The following is a 19,497-nucleotide window of genomic DNA, read 5'->3' as shown; positions in this document are numbered from 1 at the left end:
GGGGCCGTATGCGGCGGGAGACGGATCACGCCGCGACCGTCACGCGGAGAAGTAGGCGAGCACGTCGGCGGCCGAGCCGAACGACGCCTGCGCGCCGAGGCGCGTGGCGGCGTAGCCGGCCACGTAGGAGGCCATCTGCGCGGATTCGAGCAGCGAGTAGCCGGCGGCGAGACCGGAGAGCACGGTGCCCATGAACGCGTCGCCGCAGCCGGTCGTGTCCTTGGCGGGCACCTTCGCCACGTCGACGCGGTACCAGCGGTAGTTCTCGATGACGATGGAACCCTGGTCGCCGAGCGTGACGATCGCGCGCTCGAACCCGTAGTCGGCGATGCGCGAAACCACGTCGTCCCAGTCGCAGCCCGACCAGTCGCCGCCGTCCGGCTCGTCCAGTTCGAGCAGCTGGGCGGCCTCATGCTCGTTGACGAGCAGGATGTCGGTGGACGTGACGAGCTCGTGCGGCAGTTCGGGCAGGAACGGGGATTCGTTGAGCAGCACGGTGACGCCGTCCGCGTGCGCGGCCTCGGCGGCGGCGATCACGGTGGTCATCGGGCTTTCCAGGCACAGGCCGAGCACGCTCGCGGCGGCGAGCGCCTCGCGGTGCGACTGCACGTAGCCGGCGCTCACCTTGCCGTTCGCGCCCGGCGAGTAGACGATCGTGTTCTCGCCGTCGGCGTCCACGGTGATGACCGTGGTGCCGCTGGCGCCTTCGGCGCGCAGGATCTCGCTCGTGTCGACGCCGGCCGCGTCGAGTTCGCCGAGCAGGAAGTCGGCGTTCACGTCGTCGCCGACCGCGCCGTACATGCACACGTTGGCGCCGAGACGCGCGGCGGCGGACGCCTGGTTCGCGCCCTTGCCGCCGGGCAGGATCTTCAACGCCCCTCCCCTGACGGTCTCGCCCGGTTCGGGCAGCCGTCGGGTGGTCACCGTGTAGTCGGCGTTCATCGAGCCGACGACGGCGACCGACCCCTCGGCGCGTTCGAGGCTGATCAGCCGGTCGCGCACCTCCTGCGGCATGACCGGGCGCGCGCCGCCCTCGAGGATGACGGCGGGGATGACGCCGGTCATCATCACCGGCTTCAGGCCGGAGCCGGCGCCGTTGGTGACGACGGCCGGCATGGATTGGGTGACGGACTCCACCACGGCCTTCGCCAGCGACGGTTTGGCGGCCGCCGTCCTGGCGACGACCGGCGGCGTCGTCTGCCGCGCGACCGACGGCACCTTCACGACCGGCTGGGTCTGGGTGGGGGCCTGCACGACGAGCGGCTGCGATTGGGATTGGGTGAGCGGCGACGGCAGACCGGCGGCCGCCGTCTCCTGCTCCACGGTGTGCACGAGGGAGGCGAGCCGCTCCTGCGACTGGATCTTCGACCGTTCGCTCATCGGCGTGACGGGGGGAATCGCCGCGGGCATCGCCGCCGCGTCGGGATGGATCACGGGGATGCGTTCGGTGTCCGCCGGAGGTTCGGATACGAACCCCTCCGTCGGTTCCGCGTCCATGCCGTCGCTTTCTTCTGCGCTCATCTCGGTATTCACATCGGACAAGCATAGTAGCGGTTGCGCACAAATCGCACACATATGGGAACGCCCGGCCGTGACATCACGCGACCGGGCGTCCCGCGCCTCCCGCATCCCCACGATGGGGAGAACCGTCAGGTGTCGATCTTGGAACGGTCGAAGTCGTCCGCGTTCTCGACGATGAACGCCTTGCGCGGCGGCACGTCGTCGCCCATGAGCAGGCTGAAGATCTCGGCCGCCTGCGCGGCGTCCTCCATGCGGATGCGGCGCAGCATGCGCGTGCGCGGATCCATCGTCGTGTCGGCCAGCTGGTCGGCGTCCATCTCGCCCAGACCCTTGTAGCGTTGGATGTCCGGGTTGTAGGAGATGTGGCGGCGGTCCAGGTCGGCGAGCTTGCCGGCGAGCTCGTCGTCCGAATACGTGTAGATGTACTCGCCCTTGTGCGAGCCGGCGAGCGCGATGCGGTGCAGCGGCGGCACGGCCGCGTACACGTGCCCGTGCTCGATGAGCGGGCGCATGTAGCGGTAGAACAGGGTGAGCAGCAGGATGCGGATGTGCGCGCCGTCCACGTCGGCATCGGTCATCATGATGACCTTGTTGTAGCGTGCCTGTTCGATGTCGAAGCTCTGGCCGCTTCCGGCGCCCACCACCTGGATGATGGCCGCGCACTCCTTGTTCGACAGCATCTGCGTGATCGACGCCTTCTGCACGTTGAGGATCTTGCCTCGGATCGGCAGGAGTGCCTGGAACCCGGAGTTGCGGGCCGCCTTCGCGGTGCCGAGCGCGGAGTCGCCCTCGACGATGAACAGTTCGGCCACGTCGTCGTTGCCCGGCTGGCAGTCGGACAGCTTCGACGGCATCGACGCGGATTCGAGCGCGTTCTTGCGGCGCGTGACCTCCTTGGCCTTGCGCGACTGGACGCGGGCGTGCATCTCGCCGACGATCTTCTCGAGTACGCGCGCCGACTGCTCCTTGTAGCCACGCTTGGCGCCGGTGATCATCTCGCCGAACTGCTTGTCGGTCATGCGGGTGACGATCGGCTTGACCTGCGCGGTGCCGAGCACGTCCTTGGTCTGGCCCTGGAACTGGGGTTCGGCGATGCGCACGGTGACGACGGCCACGAGTCCGGCCATGATGTCGTCGCGTTCGACACGCATGTGCTGGTCCTTGAGGTTCACCTTGAGCTTGCGCGCGTTCGCCTCGACGGCCTTGCGCACCTGCCGGGTGATCGAGTTCATCAGTCCGTCGACGTGCATGCCGCCGCCCGGCGTCTCGATGATGTTGACGAAGCTGCGCATCACCGTGTCGTAGCCGTTCACCCATCTGAGGGCGATGTCGACGCCGCAGGTGCGCGTCACGTTCTGGGCGTGCAGTTCGCCGTTCTCGCCGACGGCCTGCGTCTCCTCCTCGTAGGTGCCTTCGCCCTGGATGCGCCAGATGTCGGAGATGGGCTCGCCGTGGGAGAGGAAGTCGACGAAGTCCCTGACGCCGCCGGTGTGGAGGAACTCCTCGACGCGGGCGTGCGTGTGCGCGGCGGCGTCGGCCTGCGCCACGGCGACCGCCTCGGACGGGGCAGAATCCCCCGACGTGACGGCGACGGATGCGGCGGCATCGGTCGCCGCCTCGGATCCGGTTTCGGCCGCGGCGTCGACCTCGGCTGGCGCGGCCACGTCGACCTCGCGCATCTCGTCGAGCGACGCGTCGCCCGTTTCGGGCACGTTCTCGTCGATGACGGTGATCTTGAGGCCCGGCACGAGGAAGCTGGTCTGGCGCACGCGGTCGATGAGCTGCTCGTAGGAGAACTCGGCGGTGCTGTTGAAGATCTCCTTGTCCGCCCAGTAACGGATGCGCGTGCCGGTGCGCTTGGCGGGCACCTTGCCGACGATCTCGAGCTCGGTGGGCCGGTTCTTGCGCGTGCGCTTGAACGGCGAGTCCGGCGAGGGGTTCGCCGGGTCGGCGTCCGCGTACACGCCCGGATGGCCCTGGTGGAACGACATGTGGTGCGTGAGCCCGTCGCGGTCCACCCACACGTCGAGACGGGAGCTCAACGCGTTGACGACCGACGAGCCGACGCCGTGCAGGCCGCCGACCGCGTTGTACGAGGAGTTGCCGAACTTCGCGCCGGCGTGCAGCTTGGTGAGCACGACCTCCACGCCGGTGAGCTTGGTCTTCGGCTCCTTGTCGACCGGGATGCCGCGGCCGTCGTCCGCCACCTCGATCGACCCGTCGGTGTGCAGCGTCACGACGATGTTCGTGCAGAACCCGGCCAACGCCTCGTCGACGGAATTGTCGATGATCTCCCACAGGCAGTGCATGAGGCCCTGCGAGTCGGTGGTGCCGATGTACATGCCCGGACGCTTGCGCACCGCATCCAGGCCCTCAAGGACGGCCAGGTCCTTGGCGCCGTATTCCTCTTTCGCCATAATCCCCTAGTGTTGAACGATGGTTGGTCGGCGGCCGCCGATCACTGATCCAGGAAGTCGCGCAGCGTCTGCGAACGGGACGGGTGGCGCAGCTTCGACATGGTCTTCGACTCGATCTGGCGGATGCGTTCGCGGGTCACGCCGTACACGCGGCCGATGTCGTCGAGGGTCTTCGGCTGGCCGTCCTCGAGGCCGTAGCGCATCTTGATGACGCCGGACTCGCGCGGCGAAAGGGTCTCGAGCACGCTCTTGAACTGCTCCTGGAGCAGCGAGAACGCGACCGCGTCGGACGGGGCGATGGCGTCGGTGTCCTCGATGAGGTCGCCGAACTCGGAGTCGCCATCCTCGCCGAGCGGGGTATGCAGCGAGATCGGCTCACGGCCGTACTTCTGCACCTCCTGCACCTTCTCGACCGGCATGTCGAGCTCGCGCGCCAGCTCGTCCGGCGTGGGCTCGCGGCCAAGATCCTGCAGCATCTGGCGCTGCACGCGGGAGAGCTTGTTGATGACCTCCACCATGTGCACGGGCACGCGGATGGTGCGCGCCTGGTCGGCCATGGCGCGGGTGATGGCCTGGCGGATCCACCAGGTCGCGTACGTGGAGAACTTGAAGCCCTTCTTCCAGTCGAACTTCTCGACGGCGCGGATCAGGCCCAGGTTGCCCTCCTGGATGAGGTCGAGGAAGAGCATGCCGCGGCCGGTGTAGCGCTTGGCGAGGGAGACGACGAGTCGCAGGTTGGCCTCAAGCAGGTGGTCCTTGGCCTTCTTGCCGTCGTTCGCCGCCCACTTGAGCTCGCGCTTGCGCTTGAAGTCCATCGTGTCGCCCTCGGTGTCCAGCAGGTGCTGGGCGTACAGGCCGGCCTCGATGCGCTCGGACAGGTCGACCTCCTGCTCGGCGTTCAGCAGGTTGACGCGGCCGATCTGCTTGAGGTAGTCCTTGACCGGGTCGGCGGTGGCGCCGGCGGTGATCACGCGGCGCTTCGGGTTGCCGATCTTGCCGCCGCGGCGGCGCGGACGCGGCTCGTAGTCGTCGTCATCGTCGCGCACGACGAAGGCGCCCTTCTGCTTGGGCTCCTCCACCTCGGCGGGCTTGTCGTCCTCGTCGTCGTCCTCGGAGTCGTCGTCATCGTCGAGGTCGTCGTCGGAATCCTCGTCCTCCGCGTCGTCCGACTCGTCGTCGACGTCGTCGCCGTCCAGGTCCTCGTCGAGATCGTCGAGGTCGTCGACGTCGAGATCGTCCTTCTCGTCGTCCAGCTCGTCGACCTCGTCCGCCTCGACCGGCTTCGCCGGCTCGTCCTTCTTCCTGCGCGGACGCTTCGCGGCGGGCTTGCGTGCCGTGGTCTTCGCGGCCGTCTTCTTCGCGGCCGTCCTGCGCGCGGTGCTGGCTTTCTTGGCGGCGGCGGGCTTCGTGTCCTTGGTGTCCTCGGTCTTGTCGCCGGCCGTCGTGCTCTTGGTAGCCAAACTTATCCTCCTCGCGGTTCCTCGCCCCGCCTCATATACCACATGGGCACACTTCTGGCAAGGGCAAATCGTCAACTATGTGAGTAAACCACCCCATAGGGACGATTATTCCCGTCGCGAAGGAATCCGCGCGCCGCGGGGACGGGCCGCATGCTCACACGCAGCTGCACGCCGGACCGAGCCCGCGTTCGGCCGCGCCCAGCACGATCGCCGCCAGCGTGCACCCCTCGTCGGCCGCGAGCGAGCGCAGCGCGTAGACGGGCGCGCGGCAGTCGCCCAACCACCACAGCACGTAGGCGATGGCGGCGAACGGCTGCGCCGTCATCGACAGCGGCATCAGGCAGGCCATGGCGGAGAACATCGTCACCCCCGCCTGACAGCGGTCCATGTCCGGCCCGTCGTCGCCCTCGAACGCCGCGGTCATCAGATCGCGCACCAGGGCGGAGACGGGAGGCGTGCGCGGCCGCGACAGTATGGCCATCAGCGTGTCCCTGTCGCAGGCGGCGCGGTCGACGATCAGCGACAGGATCAGCGCGTCGCGCATCGCCAGCACCTCGTGCATGCCGACGGCGATCGCGGCCATGGTCTCCTCGTCGAGGTCGACGCGGCCGTGGTCGATGTTGTCGAGCCACTCGTCGAGCGGCCCGTCCATCCATTCGTTGTTGCCGGCCTCGGGGCCGCGCTCGCGCCGCTCCTCGCGCAGCTGGCCGACGAGCCCGTCGATCACGTCCCCGTCGAGCTCGTCGAGCCCGTCGAGGAACTCCCGGCACTCGTCGGGGCTGTCGGCGTGCACGGGGCGATGGGCCCGTCCACCCGCGCCCGGCGAGGCGTCCTTCCTTCTGCGTCGGTGTCGTGTCATGGCATCCTCCTTGATGTTCGATTGGTCGGCGGCCGCGGGGTCCCGCGGCCGTGATGCCAGTATGACGGCCGGGACATGGCCGGCGCACGCCCCGCGGGCAATGTGGATAACACCCCGTCGGGCCTTTGCCGGAGCCGATTCCGCATCCGGTTGTTTTCGGCGGTCATTGTGGATAACTTAGAGGCATGGATTTGAGAGCTCTTGACAGGTCCCTGATCGAACCGCGCATCGCCGCCCTGGTGGCCGAACGGGCCGGCGTGCCCGCCGAGGACGCCGCCGGCGCGGACTCCCCCATCCCCGCCGCCTGCCGGTCGATGATGGACGCGGTCGTGGGCCAGGGCGTGACGTCCAGCGAGGGCGGCAAACGCCTGCGCGCGCTGCTCGCCCTCGCCGCGTACGACGCGTTCGGAGGCGATCCGGCGGCCCGGGACGCGATGGTGGACATGGCGTGCGCGATCGAGGTGTTCCAGACGGCCGCGCTCGTGCACGACGACATCATCGACGACTCCGACCTGCGCCGCGGCAAGCCGAGCGCGCACCGGGCGCTGGAGGACCGGACGGGGGACGCGGCGATCGGCCGCGGCCTGGGGCTCATGCTCGGCGACCTCCTGGCCACCGCATGCGTCGACATCGCCAACAGCGCGGCCGGGCGGCTCGCCGACCCGTCCGCGCTGGTCGCCGCGTTCCTCACCATGCAGCGCGAGGTGGAGATCGGCCAGATCCTCGACCTGGCGGTCGAACAGGCGTCGCTGGACGACCCGCGCGCCCTGGCCGAGGCGTCGCTCGGCGTGTTCCGGTGGAAGACGGCGAGCTACACGACGATCGCGCCGCTCGAACTCGCCCTGCTCGCGGCCGGCGCGGAACGCGGCGAGGCGCGCGCCCGGGCGCTTTCCGTGGGCGTGCCGCTGGGACTCGCCTTCCAATTGGAGGACGATCTGATCGACGTGGTCGGGTCGAGCCGGACGAGCGGCAAGCCGGTGGGCGGCGACATCCGCGAGGGCAAGCGCACAGTGCTCCTCGCCGACGCGCTCGAGGCCGGCTCGGACGCGGAGCACGACGAGCTCGCCGCGATGTTCCGCGCGCCGGAACGCGACGAGGCGGACGTGCGCCGCGCCATCGGACTGTTCTCCTCGACCGGCGCCGTGATGCGTTCACGCGAACGCATCACGCGCCTGTGGGAGCGTTCGCTCGCCGCGATCGACGCGCTTGGGCTCGACGGGGACTCCCGCAGGCGCCTCGTGGACGCGTGCGCGCGTTTCGTGCCGGACGTGGCCGAACGCTAGAGTGGGACGGCAGGGGATGGGCCGCGGCGACATGTCGCCCACGGGCGCATCCCGGTGATTTTTCGTGAGTGACGTAAGGACACGGACGCAATCCTATGAGTGAAGCCGCAAACACCCCCGTAGGCCAGGTGATCGAAGGCCGCTACCGCGTCGTGCGCCAGATCGCGCAGGGCGGCATGGCGACGGTGTACGAGGCGCAGGACGAACGGCTCGGACGCACGGTGGCCATCAAGATGATGCACACGCAGCTCGCGCAGGGACCGCACCGCGACCAGTTCCTCGAACGCTTCCGCCGCGAGGCGAGATCCGCCGCGCGCATCGCCAACCCGCACGTCGTGCAGGTGTATGACGCCGGCGAATCCGATGGGCGCGCCTATCTGGTCATGGAGTACGTGCACGGCGTGAACCTGCGCCATGAGATGAACGGCCAGGGCGTGTTCAGCGTGCGCCAGACGCTGCGCATCGTCGCCGAGACGCTCGACGGCCTGTCGAGCGCGCATCAGGTGAACGTGGTGCACCGCGACATCAAGCCGGAGAACATCATGCTCAACGACCGCGGCCGCGTGCAGATCACCGACTTCGGTCTGGCGAAGGCCACCTCGCAGGCGACGCTCTCCTCCACCGGCATGCTGCTCGGCACCGCCGCCTATCTGCCGCCGGAGACGATCGAACGCAACGAGGCAACGCCGCAGGGGGACCTGTACGCGGTGGGCATCATGGCGTGGGAGATGCTCGTCGGCCAGGTGCCGTTCATCTCCGACAATCCCGTCACCCTCGTCTTCAAGCACGTCCACGAGGACGTACCGTCCCTCACCGTGCCGTGCCCGGGCATCGATCCGTCCGTGGCGCGGTTCGTCGCGCATCTGACCGCGCGCTCGATCGACGCGCGTCCCGCCGACGCGACGGCCGCGGCGGCGGAACTGCGCGACGTGATGCGCGGTCTCACGGTGGAGGCATGGCAGTACCGTCGCCCCGACGCGGAACCGGCCGGCGACGCGACGTCCAGTGAAACGACGGTTCCCGTCGCGGGTCGCGCGGCCGCCGGCGCCGCCGCGGTCGGCGCGCGGCTCGCCGGCGCGGGACTGCCGCCCGCTCCCCCGGTCGCGCCGCCGCAACCGCCGATGCCTCCCGAACATGACGCGACGGATGGGACGCCGCACGACGCCGCACGCGGCGAGGCGGAACCGCAGCCGACGCGCGCCCTGCCGCAGACCCCGCAACCGGCGGCGGAGGCCACCGTGACGCTGCCGCCCGCGACCACCATGGAGCCGGCGGCGACGCAGGTACTCGCCCCCGTGGCCGAACCGAAGGAGACGCAGGCGCTCAGTCTGTTCGACTTCGAGGACAAACCCGCAGCGCCGCGCACGACGGCCGCCGACGCGCAGGCGACGGCGAACGCCGAGACCGTCGCGTTGCAGCCGGTGGCGGACGGCGTACCGGGCACAACGCCGATGCCGCGTGCCGTCACGCCGCTCGCCGGCATGGATGGCACGCTCGCGACCGTCGCGGACCGGCCGACGGTCCAGCACGCCGCCGCGACCGTGTCGGCCGCGACACCGCCGGCCGCTCCCGCCGACGCGGCGCCGGCCGGCAAGAGGAAAGGCCACGGCAAGGCCATCGTCATCACGCTCGTCACGCTGCTCGTCGTGGCGCTCGCGGCCGGCGGGGGCGGCGCATGGTGGTACTACCGCGGACCGGGAAGCTACTGGGAGCTGCCGAAACCGGACGACGTGACCTGCGAGGAGAACCGGGCGTGCACGCTGGAAGGTGCCGCATGGAAGACGTACGAGGGCACGCTCAAGGTGCTGGGCATCCCCTACAAGACGTCGACCGCATACAGCGACACCATCGAGGAAGGGCACATCATCCTCGCGACGCTGCACGGGAAGGACGCCGAGGTGAACACGCACGTGAGCAAGCGCGACACCCCCACGATGAGGGTGGTCGTGTCCCGCGGCGTGAGGATGGCGACCATCCCCGACGACATCCTCGACCCGAACTCGGCGAACGGCAAGGCCCCGCTCGACGCATTGAGCAAGGCCGGATTCACGAACGTGAAGCACGACCAGTCGAAGGACGTGTACTCGGAGACGCTGCCCGAAGGCGCGACCCTGAGCATCTCCCCCGACCCGGGCACCACGCTCAAGCACAACGCGGAGATCGACGTGGCCCTGTCGAAGGGCCCGATGCCCGTCACCATGCCCGACATCGTCGGACGCACGAAGGACGAGGCCGCCACCGCGCTCGACGACCTCAAGCTCAAGGCGAACTGGAGCGAGGAGTACAGCGACACGATCGACTCCGGCAAGGTGATCTCCTCGTCCGTCGCGAAGGACACGCAGCTGCACTGGGGCGACTCGGTGGACGTGGTCGTCTCGAAGGGGCCGGAGATGGTGACCATCCCGGACGTGCGCGGCAAGACCTACGACGAGGCATCCAAGACGCTGGAGGCGCTCGGCCTCGAGGTGAAGAAGTCGGCGCCGCTCGGCGACGTGACGCACACGGTGCGCCTGCAGAGCCCCGACCCGGGCCAGCAGGTGCGCGTACGCGACGAGAAGGGCAACAAGACGGTCGTCACGCTCACCGTGGTGTGACGGCCGCTTCGGCCTCCTTCTTCGCCTTGAGCTCGGCCTTGACCTTCTGCGCGTATTCGGGCACGTACTCCTGGCCGCTGAGCTTCTGGATCTCGGCGGTCAGATGGTCGGTCAGGGAACGCAGGTCGTCGTGCGTGATCTCGTCGGCGGGCTTCCTCTCCACGTGGATCGGCTTGCCGTAGATCACCTGCGTCCTGCCCTTCTTCGGAATCGACGTGCCGATCGGCTGGAGCTTGTCGGAGCCGATGAGCGCGGTCGGCACGATCGGGCAGCCGGTCTCGAGCGCGAGGCGGGCCACGCCCGTGTGCCCCTTGTACAGGCGGCCGTCGGGACTGCGCGTGCCCTCGATGTGGATGCCGAACAGGTGGCCGTCCTCGATGATCTCGCGCGCATGCTCGAGCGCGCCCAGCGACTTGTTGCCGCCGGAACGGTCGACGGGGAACACGCCCACGGACGTGAACCACCACTTCTTGAACTTGCCCTTGATCCCCTTGCCTTCGAAGTATTCGGCCTTGCCCATGAAATGCACCATGCGCGGGCAGGTGATCGGGATGAGCGCGTCGTCGATGACGGCCAGATGGTTGGCGGCGATGATGGCCCCGCCCTTGCGCGGGATGTTCTCCAGCCCCTTGGCCGTGGGGCCGAGGCGACGGCGAGCGATGGGACCGAACACTTTGACGAAGAACCAGTAGAGCACTTGGCGTTTCCCTCCCCGCGCAGGCCATGGCCGCGCATTAGAGTGGTATGTATGACTGACCTCAACAATACCAATGCGGGCGACGAGCGGCCAACCCCCACGCCGGATGGCGACGACCGCAAGGGAGACTCGGCGGCGAAGCCGGATCTCGGCAATCTCGACGCGGCGTGGGCGGCATTCGAGGCGGAGCACAAGGACGAGCTCAAGTCGGTGGCGTCGTCGCGCAACGCGAAACGCTTCGAAAAGCACGCGGAACGCCGCGAGAAGGAACGGCTCATCGACATCGACGACCTGGCTCCCGACGCGTTCTCACGCACGGGAGCCAGCCATGGGCCGCGCGATTTCACCGGTTCCAGCTGGCTCGACACGGACAGGGTGATGGACTCCTACGATGACGGCGGCTTCACTCCCCCGAACCCCGAGATCGGCCCGGTGAGGCGTTCGACGCTCGTGTGCTGGATTCTGCTCGTCGTCGGACTCGTCGGCTCGGTCGCCACGATGTTCATCCCCGGCATCGGCTCGGTGCCGATTCTGGGATGGCTGCTGAGCTTCGTGTTCAGCATGTGCACGATCATCGGCCTCGGCGGCCTGATCGGCAAGATCCTGAACCGCAGGCGGCAGACCGGCGACCGCGGCGGCTATTTCGACGACGGCGCGCGTGTGTGACACTCTCGACGCGGACTTGTCCACGTAGGTCATCGTTGTCTTGGGCGTCTCGCCGGCGAGCGTCGGGATGGGCCGGGGCGCCGAAGACGCCTCGGGGATGACGATGCCCCGGCCGCCGGGTGGCGGTCGGGGCATCGGGGATGAGTGCGTCCGGGAACGGTTTGGGCCGTGCCGGCGATCAGGTCAGGCCTTGGCCTGCGCGACGGCGATCCACTTGTCGAACAGCGCCGAGGCCTTGCCGGAGTCGACGGTCTTCTCGGCGAGCGCGTACGCCTCGCGGAAGCGCTCGGCGAGCGTGCCGTCGGAGACCAGATGGCCGTCGGCGACGATGGCGGACGCGGCGTTGAGCAGCGCGGTGGTGCGGGCGGGAATGTCCTTGCCGGCGAGGAAGTCGCGGAACGCCTGGGCGTTGACCTCGGGCTCACCGCCCTTGAGCGTCGTGACGTCGATCTTCTCCAGTCCCAGTTCGACGGTCGGGTCGAACTCGGTCTCGGTGACCTTGCCGTCGCGGATCTCCCACACGGAGACCGGACCGGTGGGCGCGAGCTCGTCGAGGCCCTCATGGGAGGTGTACACCATGCCGGACTGGCCGTTGGCGGCGTACACGGCGGCCATGATCGGGCTCACCTCGCGCTTGGCGCAGCCGATGGCCACGTGCGAGGGCTTGGCCGGGTTGGTGAGGGGGCCGAGCACGTTGAACACGCACGGGATGCCGAGCGCGGCGCGGATCGGGCCGACGAAGCGCATGGCCGGGTGGAAGGTGCGGGCGAACGCGAAGGTGATGCCCACCTCGTCGCCGACCTCGGCGACCGCCTCGGGCTTCAGCTCAAGCGGCAGGCCGAGCTTCTCGAGCACGTCGGCGGCGCCGCACTTCGAGGAGGCGGCGCGGTTGCCGTGCTTGACGATCTTCACGCCCGCCGCCGCGGCCACGACCGAACCCATCGTGGACAGGTTCACGGTGGAGAAGCCGTCGCCGCCGGTGCCGACGATGTCGGTGGTCTCGCCGGAGACGTTCAGTGGTACCGCATGCGACACCATGGCCTTGGCCGCACCGGACACCTCCTCGGGGGTGAGTCCCAGCTGCTGCTGCATAGCGAGCGCGGCGCCCACGGCGGCCGGGTTCGCGTTGCCCTTCATCAGATCATCGACGAACCATTCGGACTCCCCGGCACTTAGATGGTCTCCCCCGACCAGCTTGGTGAGAATCGACTTCCATGTGATCTCTGCCATTGTTCCTCCTTGGCGCGCGTGCAGCGCGACCGATTCACCAGTAACGCCGCTCATTGTAGTGGCCTCGGGTTTCCTCCCGCCGGAACTTCCATATAGCAGAACGCACGGCGGCACATACGGCACGCGCATACGGAAGCGGCGGCTCCCGCCCGGAGGCAGGAACCGCCGCTCATCGAAGGACGGACGTCACATCATGGACGTCACTTCTCGTTCTGGCCGTGGCACATCTTGTACTTGCGGCCCGAACCGCACGGGCACGGGGCGTTGCGGCCGGTGCCCGGGAACGTGCGGCCGTCGGCCCACGGGGTCTTCAGCTCCTCGCTCTTCGGACGCTTGTTGGCCGGGACCTTGCCCTCGGCGTGGCTAATCGGCGCGGGGCCGGAGATGGCGGACGTGGTCTCGCCGGCCTCGGACGCCTTCGCGGCCTCGGCGATGGCCTCCTTCTCGGTCTCGTCCTGCTCGGACTCCTCCTCGACCTCGCCTTCGGCGGCCTCGGCCTCGGTCTCGCCGTCCTCGTCGGGGCCGGCGGCCTCGGTGGCGGTGGTGATGCCGAGCTCGCTTTCGGTGGCGTCGACGGCCGCGTCCTCGTCGGATTCGGTGGTCGTGTCCTCGGTGCGGGCGACCTCGCGGATGTCCACGTGGAAGAGCAGCTGGACGGACTCCTCCTTGATGGCCTCGACCATCGAGTTGTACATCTGGTAGCCTTCGCGCTGGTATTCGACCAGCGGGTCGCGCTGGCCCATGCCGCGCAGGCCGATGCCGTCCTTGAGGTAGTCCATCTCGTACAGGTGCTCGCGCCACTTGCGGTCGAGCACGGCGAGCACGACGCGGCGCTCGAGCTGGCGCAGGCCCTCGGCCCCGAGCGTCTCCTCGAACTCGGCGTACTTGGCCTTCGCGTCGGCGACGATCACGTCGCGCACCGCCTCGACGGCCTTCTCGCCCTTCTTGCCTTCGGCGGCCTCCTTGACCTCGTCGACGGTCACCTCGGTCGGAATCACGGTGTTGAGCGCCTTGAACAGGCCCTCCCAATCCCAGTCCTTCGGCTTGTCGGAGCCGTTGTTGGCACCCTTGACGTAGCTGGTGACGGTGTCGGAGATGAAGCGCAGGATGTCCTCGTGGATATCCTCGCCCTTGAGCACGGCCTGGCGCTCGGAGTAGATGACGGTGCGCTGCTTGTTCATCACGTCGTCGTACTTGAGCACGTTCTTGCGGATCTCGAAGTTCTGCGACTCGCGCGCCTTCTGCGCAGTGCGCACGCCCTTGGAGACGCTCTTCGCGTGGATCGGCTCGCCCTCCGGCAGGCCCTTGGCCATGACGCGGGCGACGAGCTGCGTGTTGAACAGGCGCATCAGGTCGTCCTCGAGGGACAGGTAGAAGCGGGACTCGCCCGGATCGCCCTGACGGCCGGAACGGCCGCGCAGCTGGTTGTCGATGCGGCGGGACTCGTGGCGTTCGGTGCCGAGCACGTACAGACCGCCGAGCTTCTTGACCTCCTCATGCTCGTCCTTGACCTGCGCCTTGACCTCGGCGAGGGTGCCCGGCCAACGCTTCTCGTACTCCTCCGGGGTGTCCTCCGGGGAGTAGCCCTCGGACTTGAGCTTGGCGTCGGCGAGGAACTCGACGTTGCCGCCGAGCATGATGTCGGTACCACGGCCGGCCATGTTGGTGGCCACGGTGACGGCGCCCTTGCGGCCGGCGACCGCGACGACCGCGGCCTCCTTCTCATGCTGCTTCGCGTTGAGCACCTGGTGCGGGATCTTGGCGACGTCGAGCAGCGTGGAGACGACCTCGGAGCTCTCGACGGAGGCGGTGCCGAGCAGCACCGGCTGGCCCTTGGCGTGACGGGCGGCCACGTCCTTGACGATGGCGGCGAGCTTCTCCTTCTTGGTGCGGAAGATGAAGTCGTCCTTGTCCTGGCGGATCATCGGGCGGTTCGTCGGAATCGGCAGCACGCCCAGCTTGTAGGTGCTCATGAACTCGGCCGCCTCGGTCTCGGCGGTACCGGTCATGCCGGCGAGCTTGTCGTACATGCGGAAGTAGTTCTGCAGCGTGATGGTCGCGAACGTCTGGTTCTCGGCCTTGACCTCGACGCCCTCCTTCGCCTCGATGGCCTGGTGCAGGCCCTCGTTGTAGCGACGGCCGGGCAGGATGCGGCCCGTGTGCTCGTCGACGATGAGCACCTCGCCGTGGGTGACGACGTAGTCGCGGTCGCGCAGGAACAGCTCCTTCGCCTTGATCGCGTTGTTGAGGTAGCCGATGAGCGCGGTGTTGCTCGGCTCGTAGAGGTTGTCGATGCCGAGGAAGTCCTCGACCTTGGTGATGCCCGGATCCTTGATGCCGACGACCTTCTTCTTCTCGTCGACCTCATAGTCCTCGTCGCGTGTGAGCTTGAGGACCAGCTTGGCGAAGGTGCGGTACCAGCGGGTCACGTCGCCTTCGGCCGGGCCGGAGATGATGAGCGGGGTGCGGGCCTCGTCGATGAGGATGGAGTCGACCTCGTCGACGATGGCGTAGTGGTGGCCGCGCTGCACCAGCTCGCTCTTCTCCCACGCCATGTTGTCGCGCAGATAGTCGAAGCCGAACTCGTTGTTCGTGCCGTAGGTGATGTCCGCGTTGTACTGCTTGCGGCGTTCGGCCGGCTTCTGCTCGGTGATGATGCAGCCGACGTTGAGGCCCAGGAAGCGGTAGATGCGTCCCATGAGCTCGCTCTGGTAGCTGGCGAGGTAGTCGTTGACGGTGACCACGTGCACGCCCTTGCCCTCGAGCGCGTTGAGGTAGCTCGGCAGCGTGGCGACGAGGGTCTTGCCTTCACCGGTCTTCATCTCGGCGATGTTGCCCCAGTGCAGGGCGGCGCCGCCCATGAGCTGCACGTCGAAGTGGCGCTGGCCGAGGGTGCGCTTCGAGACCTCGCGCACGGTGGCGAACGCCTCGGGCATGATGTCGTCGAGCTTCTTGCCGTTGTCCAGCTGCTGCTTGAACTTCGGGGTCTGCGCCTTGAGCTCCTCGTCGGAGAGCGCCGAGATTTCGTCCTCGAGCGCGTTCACGGCCTTCGCGACGTTCTCGAGTTTCTTGATCTGCCGGCCCTCGCCCATGCGCAGTGCCTTGTCAACGATATCTACCACTGTTCGCTCCTGTGTCGTTACCTTGGACCGCCCATCCGACGCGGCCCGCGCGGCCTGGACCGCACGTCCGTGTCGCGCCTGCGCGGACACACTGCCGATTATCTTACGCGATAATCGCGATAAGCCCGCACATTTTCCCCATATTCGGCGGCCTTTTTCGCCGACGGCCGGCGGGAGGACGCCAACGAAACCGTTTTCCGCCCCGCACGCATCGGGCCGCGCATACGATGAGGGGGCCGCGCCACCATGGGCGCGGCCCCCTCATCGGTCAATCGTGTCGGATGCGTCGAATCGACGTCACTCGGCGGCCTTCACGTTCTCCGGGGTGTCGATCTCGAACACGCCGTAGCTCCAGCCGTGACGGTGGTAGACGACGGACGGACGGCCGGTCTCCTTGTTGACGAACAGGAAGAAGTCGTGTCCGATCAGCTCCATCTCGTACAACGCCTCGTCGATGCTCATCGGCTCGGCGATGTGAAGCTTGCGACGGATGACGATCGGGGTGTCGCCCACCTGGACCTCGACGGACTCGCCGGGGCCGAGATCCGAGGCGACGGCCGCGGCCGGGCTGTTGTTCGGCTCCTCCTCCGGAGCCTCCTCCTCGACGACCGGCGGCTCGACGACGCCCATGTCCACCGGGACGGGGTTCGTGTAGCCGCGGCGGTGGTCCTTGCGGCGGTCGCGCGTGCGGCGCAGACGCAGCGTCAGCTTGTCCATCGCCAGGTCGAGCGCGCTGAACTCGTCGGCGCTCGATGCCTCGGCGCGCACCACGGTGCGGCCGGCGATGATGGTGATCTCCACGCGCTTGGCGGTATCCGCCTGACGCGGGTTGCCCTCATGCGACAGCACCACCTGGGCGCGCTGCGCATCGGGCGCGATAGCGGTCACACGATTCATCTTGTTCTCTACGACATCACGGAACCTGGGCTTGACCTGCGTGTGACGTCCGGTAACGACGATTTCCATGTGGACCTCCCTTAACTCAAGCGGTTGCCCGCTATTTGCGTTCCGTACGGCGTCTTCACCGTCCGGGTACGCCCCATTCTAGACGAACCGGGCGTTAACGGCGGGAGAACTCGCGGAAAGAATACCGGTTCTTCGTCATTTCCCCGACGCATGCGTGCAACATCCGCGTGATTGCATGGATTCCGCATGGGCGGGAGCCGACGCGCCCCGCGTGTCTTCCAGCGTCCGTCGAGGCGACGTGTCGGACGGTCGTGTATAGTTGTGCGGTCGAGACCCCTTGATGGCCGCGGCCCAGGTCCCGCATGGGACTCGGGCTGAGGAACTTCCGGGCTCCGCAGAGCACGATGGCGGATAACGTCCGCCCAGGGCGACCTGAGAGATAGCGCAGCAGAGAACAGACCGCCCGTCCTCGACGGGTAAGGGTGAAACGGCGGTGTAAGAGACCACCGGGCCCCTGGCAACAGCGGGCCGCATGGCAAGCCTCATCGGGAGCAAGGCCAAGCAGATGGCGGTAAGGGCTGCTCGCCCGTGCCATCGGGTAGGCTGCTAGAGCCTGGCGGCGACGTCAGGTCGAGATGGATGGCCATCCGTGCCGCGCGTTCGCGCACGGCACGACAGAACCCGGGGTATAAGGGGTCTCACCTCAATTCCTGATTCCCGCTCGCGGTTCCGACGGATACGACGGAACGATGGGCCATGATGGCCCCGGGCGGAGCGACGGTTCACCGGAACAGTTCCGACGCGACGTGACGCAGCGTCTCCGCGTCATGTCCCTTGCGCCCGCCTGCCGACCAGAACCGGCGCATGCGCACCTGACGGTCGAGTCCTTCGGTCTTGCGGGCGACCTTGCGTCCCAGCTCCCATGCGGCGTCCTCGAAGGCGCCGTCGGCGTCGGCCTCGCCGGCGACCTCCTCGGCCATCGACCGCGCGACGCCCTTGCGCGTCAGTTCCGCGACGGCGCCGCGCCGGCCCATCATCCTGCCCACGCAGTAGCGCATCGCGCTTTCGGCGTATTCACGATCGTCGAGCAGACGCACCTGAATCAGACGGTCGATGACGCCGTCGACCACGTCCTCCTCGTAGCCTTTGCCCAGCAGACGGTCGCGAAGCGCGCCGGATGCGCGCGGGGCCGCATCGAGCAGGCGCAACGCCGCCTCGCGGCAGGCGTCGAAATCCGCGGCCCCGTCGCGGGCGGTGTCACCGGATGTTCCGGGCGCATCGTCCCGGACCGCGGGGATGGGAGGCTTCCCCATCCCCGCGAGAAACGACTCGGCGCTGATCACGTCAGGCCTTGGCCGTCGTCTTGGCGTCCGCCGACGGCTTCGCCGAAGCCTTCGCCGGCGTCTTCGAGGACTCGTTGGATTCGCTGGCGGCTACCGACTCGGTGTTCGCGTCGGCCTCGGAGGCGGCCTTGGTGGCGTCGTCCTCGGCGAACTGGTCGGTCGGCTGGATGAGGCCGAATTCGGCCTTGACCTTGTTCTCGATCTCCTCGGTGATGGCCGGATTATCCTTGAGGAACTGGCGCACCTTCTCGCGGCCCTGGCCGAGCTGGTCGCCGTCGTAGGTGAACCAGGAGCCGGACTTCTTGACGACGCCGACCTGGATGGCCATGTCGAGCGCGGAGCCCTCGCGCGAGATGCCCTCGCCGTAGAGCATGTCGAATTCGGCGGACTTGAAGGGCGGGGCCATCTTGTTCTTGACGACCTTGACGCGCGTGCGGTTGCCGATGGCCTCCTCGCCGTTCTTGATGGTCTGGATGCGGCGGATGTCGAGACGCACCGAGGAGTAGAACTTCAGCGCCTTGCCGCCGGTGGTGGTCTCCGGGCTGCCGAAGAACACGCCGATCTTCTCGCGCAGCTGGTTGATGAAGATGGCGGTAGTGCCCGCCTGGGCGAGCGCGCCGGTCATCTTGCGCAGCGCCTGGCTCATCAGCCTGGCCTGCAGGCCCACGTGGCTGTCGCCCATGTCGCCGTCGATCTCGGCCTTGGGCACGAGGGCGGCGACCGAATCGACGACGATCACGTCGAGCGCGCCGGAACGGATGAGCATGTCGGCGATCTCCAGCGCCTGCTCGCCGTTGTCCGGCTGGGAGACGATGAGGGAGTCGGTGTCGACGCCGAGCTTGCGGGCGTACACCGGGTCGAGCGCGTGCTCCGCGTCGATGAACGCGGCCACGCCGCCCTTGCGCTGCGCGTTGGCGACCACGTGCAACGCGAGCGTGGTCTTGCCCGACGATTCGGGGCCGTAGATCTCGATGACGCGCCCCTTGGGCAGGCCGCCGATGCCGAGGGCCATGTCGAGGGCGAGCGAGCCGGTGGGGATGACCTCCACGTTCTGTTCGGGACGGTCGCCGAGCCTCATCGCCGACCCCTTGCCGAAGCTCTTCTCCACCTGCGCCAGCGCGGTGTCGAGCGCGGCCTTGCGGCGCGCGTCGAGATCGTCCTTGCCGCTGGCCGTCTGCCCTTTGCCCGATGCGGCGCCCGTCTTCTGTGCCATGATGTCCTCCTTCGCGGTTGCGGCGGATCTGCCGTTCCCACGGTATGGGACCGACCCGGGCCACGGCAAGACGGGACCGCCCCTGTGGTCGGAGCCCCTCCCCCGCCCGCATCTCATACGACGCGGAGAAGACGGCGAACCCAATCGGGACAACGGTTCCGGCCCGCAACGCGGCAACGCCACGCG

Annotated in this window: 13 protein-coding genes and 1 other RNA gene; 4 read left to right on the top strand and 10 right to left on the bottom strand. The window is 68.2% G+C overall.

Annotated features, from left to right (window positions below):
- Nucleotides 1–39: 39 nt before the first annotated feature.
- The 4 genes from AC1AYP_RS01575 to AC1AYP_RS01560 form a co-directional block, all read right to left on the bottom strand.
- On the bottom strand, nt 40–1,014 hold the full coding sequence (locus tag AC1AYP_RS01575; protein WP_476546733.1) for a ribokinase: 975 nt from the start codon (nt 1,012–1,014) through the stop codon (nt 40–42).
- 635 nt (nt 1,015–1,649) lie between these two features.
- Nucleotides 1,650–3,938, bottom strand: coding sequence for a DNA gyrase/topoisomerase IV subunit B (locus AC1AYP_RS01570; protein ID WP_476546569.1), 2,289 nt, complete (start codon nt 3,936–3,938; stop codon nt 1,650–1,652).
- 41 nt (nt 3,939–3,979) lie between these two features.
- Nucleotides 3,980–5,398, bottom strand: coding sequence for an RNA polymerase sigma factor (locus tag AC1AYP_RS01565; protein ID WP_476501870.1), 1,419 nt, complete (start codon nt 5,396–5,398; stop codon nt 3,980–3,982).
- Nucleotides 5,399–5,552: 154 nt separating this feature from the next.
- Complete coding sequence (locus tag AC1AYP_RS01560; RefSeq protein WP_476531892.1) at nt 5,553–6,257, bottom strand: DUF4192 domain-containing protein; 705 nt, start codon at nt 6,255–6,257, stop codon at nt 5,553–5,555.
- Between the two features lie 185 nt (nt 6,258–6,442).
- On the opposite strand from AC1AYP_RS01560, the gene AC1AYP_RS01555 reads away from it, so the two are divergent.
- Complete coding sequence (locus AC1AYP_RS01555) at nt 6,443–7,540, top strand: polyprenyl synthetase family protein (protein WP_476501872.1); 1,098 nt, start codon at nt 6,443–6,445, stop codon at nt 7,538–7,540.
- Between the two features lie 95 nt (nt 7,541–7,635).
- Nucleotides 7,636–10,134: a protein kinase domain-containing protein gene (locus tag AC1AYP_RS01550; protein ID WP_476546568.1), complete on the top strand. Its 2,499-nt coding sequence runs from the start codon at nt 7,636–7,638 to the stop codon at nt 10,132–10,134.
- On the opposite strand, the gene AC1AYP_RS01545 is transcribed toward AC1AYP_RS01550, so the two are convergent.
- Complete coding sequence (locus AC1AYP_RS01545; protein WP_476546567.1) at nt 10,121–10,831, bottom strand: lysophospholipid acyltransferase family protein; 711 nt, start codon at nt 10,829–10,831, stop codon at nt 10,121–10,123. The two genes, AC1AYP_RS01550 and AC1AYP_RS01545, sit on opposite strands and share 14 nt — an antisense overlap.
- A 51-nt stretch (nt 10,832–10,882) precedes the next feature.
- On the opposite strand from AC1AYP_RS01545, the gene AC1AYP_RS01540 reads away from it, so the two are divergent.
- A complete protein-coding gene (locus AC1AYP_RS01540; protein ID WP_476531887.1) occupies nt 10,883–11,497 on the top strand; it encodes a hypothetical protein in 615 nt (204 codons plus the stop codon).
- A gap of 183 nt (nt 11,498–11,680) precedes the next feature.
- On the opposite strand, the gene trpD is transcribed toward AC1AYP_RS01540, so the two are convergent.
- From trpD to hpf, 3 genes are all read right to left on the bottom strand, one after another.
- On the bottom strand, nt 11,681–12,727 hold the full coding sequence (trpD, locus tag AC1AYP_RS01535; protein WP_476501876.1) for an anthranilate phosphoribosyltransferase: 1,047 nt from the start codon (nt 12,725–12,727) through the stop codon (nt 11,681–11,683).
- A 200-nt stretch (nt 12,728–12,927) separates the two neighbouring features.
- Complete coding sequence (gene secA / locus AC1AYP_RS01530; RefSeq protein WP_476501877.1) at nt 12,928–15,849, bottom strand: preprotein translocase subunit SecA; 2,922 nt, start codon at nt 15,847–15,849, stop codon at nt 12,928–12,930.
- A 297-nt stretch (nt 15,850–16,146) separates the two neighbouring features.
- Entirely contained in the window at nt 16,147–16,815 is a 669-nt protein-coding gene (gene hpf / locus AC1AYP_RS01525) for a ribosome hibernation-promoting factor, HPF/YfiA family (protein ID WP_476501878.1), read from the bottom strand.
- Between the two features lie 268 nt (nt 16,816–17,083).
- On the opposite strand from hpf, the gene rnpB reads away from it, so the two are divergent.
- Nucleotides 17,084–17,460, top strand: an RNA gene (gene rnpB, locus AC1AYP_RS01520) — RNase P RNA component class A.
- A 77-nt stretch (nt 17,461–17,537) separates the two neighbouring features.
- On the opposite strand, the gene AC1AYP_RS01515 is transcribed toward rnpB, so the two are convergent.
- Together AC1AYP_RS01515 and recA are read right to left on the bottom strand one after the other, a co-directional pair.
- Nucleotides 17,538–18,098, bottom strand: coding sequence for a regulatory protein RecX (locus AC1AYP_RS01515; RefSeq protein WP_476546566.1), 561 nt, complete (start codon nt 18,096–18,098; stop codon nt 17,538–17,540).
- A 1-nt stretch (nt 18,099) separates the two neighbouring features.
- On the bottom strand, nt 18,100–19,311 hold the full coding sequence (recA, locus tag AC1AYP_RS01510; RefSeq protein ID WP_476546565.1) for a recombinase RecA: 1,212 nt from the start codon (nt 19,309–19,311) through the stop codon (nt 18,100–18,102).
- Between the last annotated feature and the right edge of the window lie 186 nt (nt 19,312–19,497).

The sequence above is a fragment of the Bifidobacterium sp. LH_424 genome, from assembly GCF_056356895.1.
This window is presented reverse-complemented; position numbering and strand designations above follow the sequence as displayed.

Excerpts from the sequence above, each read along its gene's own strand:
- AC1AYP_RS01550 (WP_476546568.1), top strand. The coding sequence starts at position 7,636 with ATGAGTGAAGCCGCAAACACCCCCGTAGGCCAGGTGATCGAAGGCCGC.
- AC1AYP_RS01570 (WP_476546569.1), bottom strand. The coding sequence starts at position 3,938 with ATGGCGAAAGAGGAATACGGCGCCAAGGACCTGGCCGTCCTTGAGGGC.
- AC1AYP_RS01540 (WP_476531887.1), top strand. The coding sequence starts at position 10,883 with ATGACTGACCTCAACAATACCAATGCGGGCGACGAGCGGCCAACCCCC.
- recA (WP_476546565.1), bottom strand. The coding sequence starts at position 19,311 with ATGGCACAGAAGACGGGCGCCGCATCGGGCAAAGGGCAGACGGCCAGC.
- trpD (WP_476501876.1), bottom strand. The coding sequence starts at position 12,727 with ATGGCAGAGATCACATGGAAGTCGATTCTCACCAAGCTGGTCGGGGGA.
- AC1AYP_RS01560 (WP_476531892.1), bottom strand. The coding sequence starts at position 6,257 with ATGACACGACACCGACGCAGAAGGAAGGACGCCTCGCCGGGCGCGGGT.
- hpf (WP_476501878.1), bottom strand. The coding sequence starts at position 16,815 with ATGGAAATCGTCGTTACCGGACGTCACACGCAGGTCAAGCCCAGGTTC.
- AC1AYP_RS01555 (WP_476501872.1), top strand. The coding sequence starts at position 6,443 with ATGGATTTGAGAGCTCTTGACAGGTCCCTGATCGAACCGCGCATCGCC.
- AC1AYP_RS01575 (WP_476546733.1), bottom strand. The coding sequence starts at position 1,014 with ATGCCGCAGGAGGTGCGCGACCGGCTGATCAGCCTCGAACGCGCCGAG.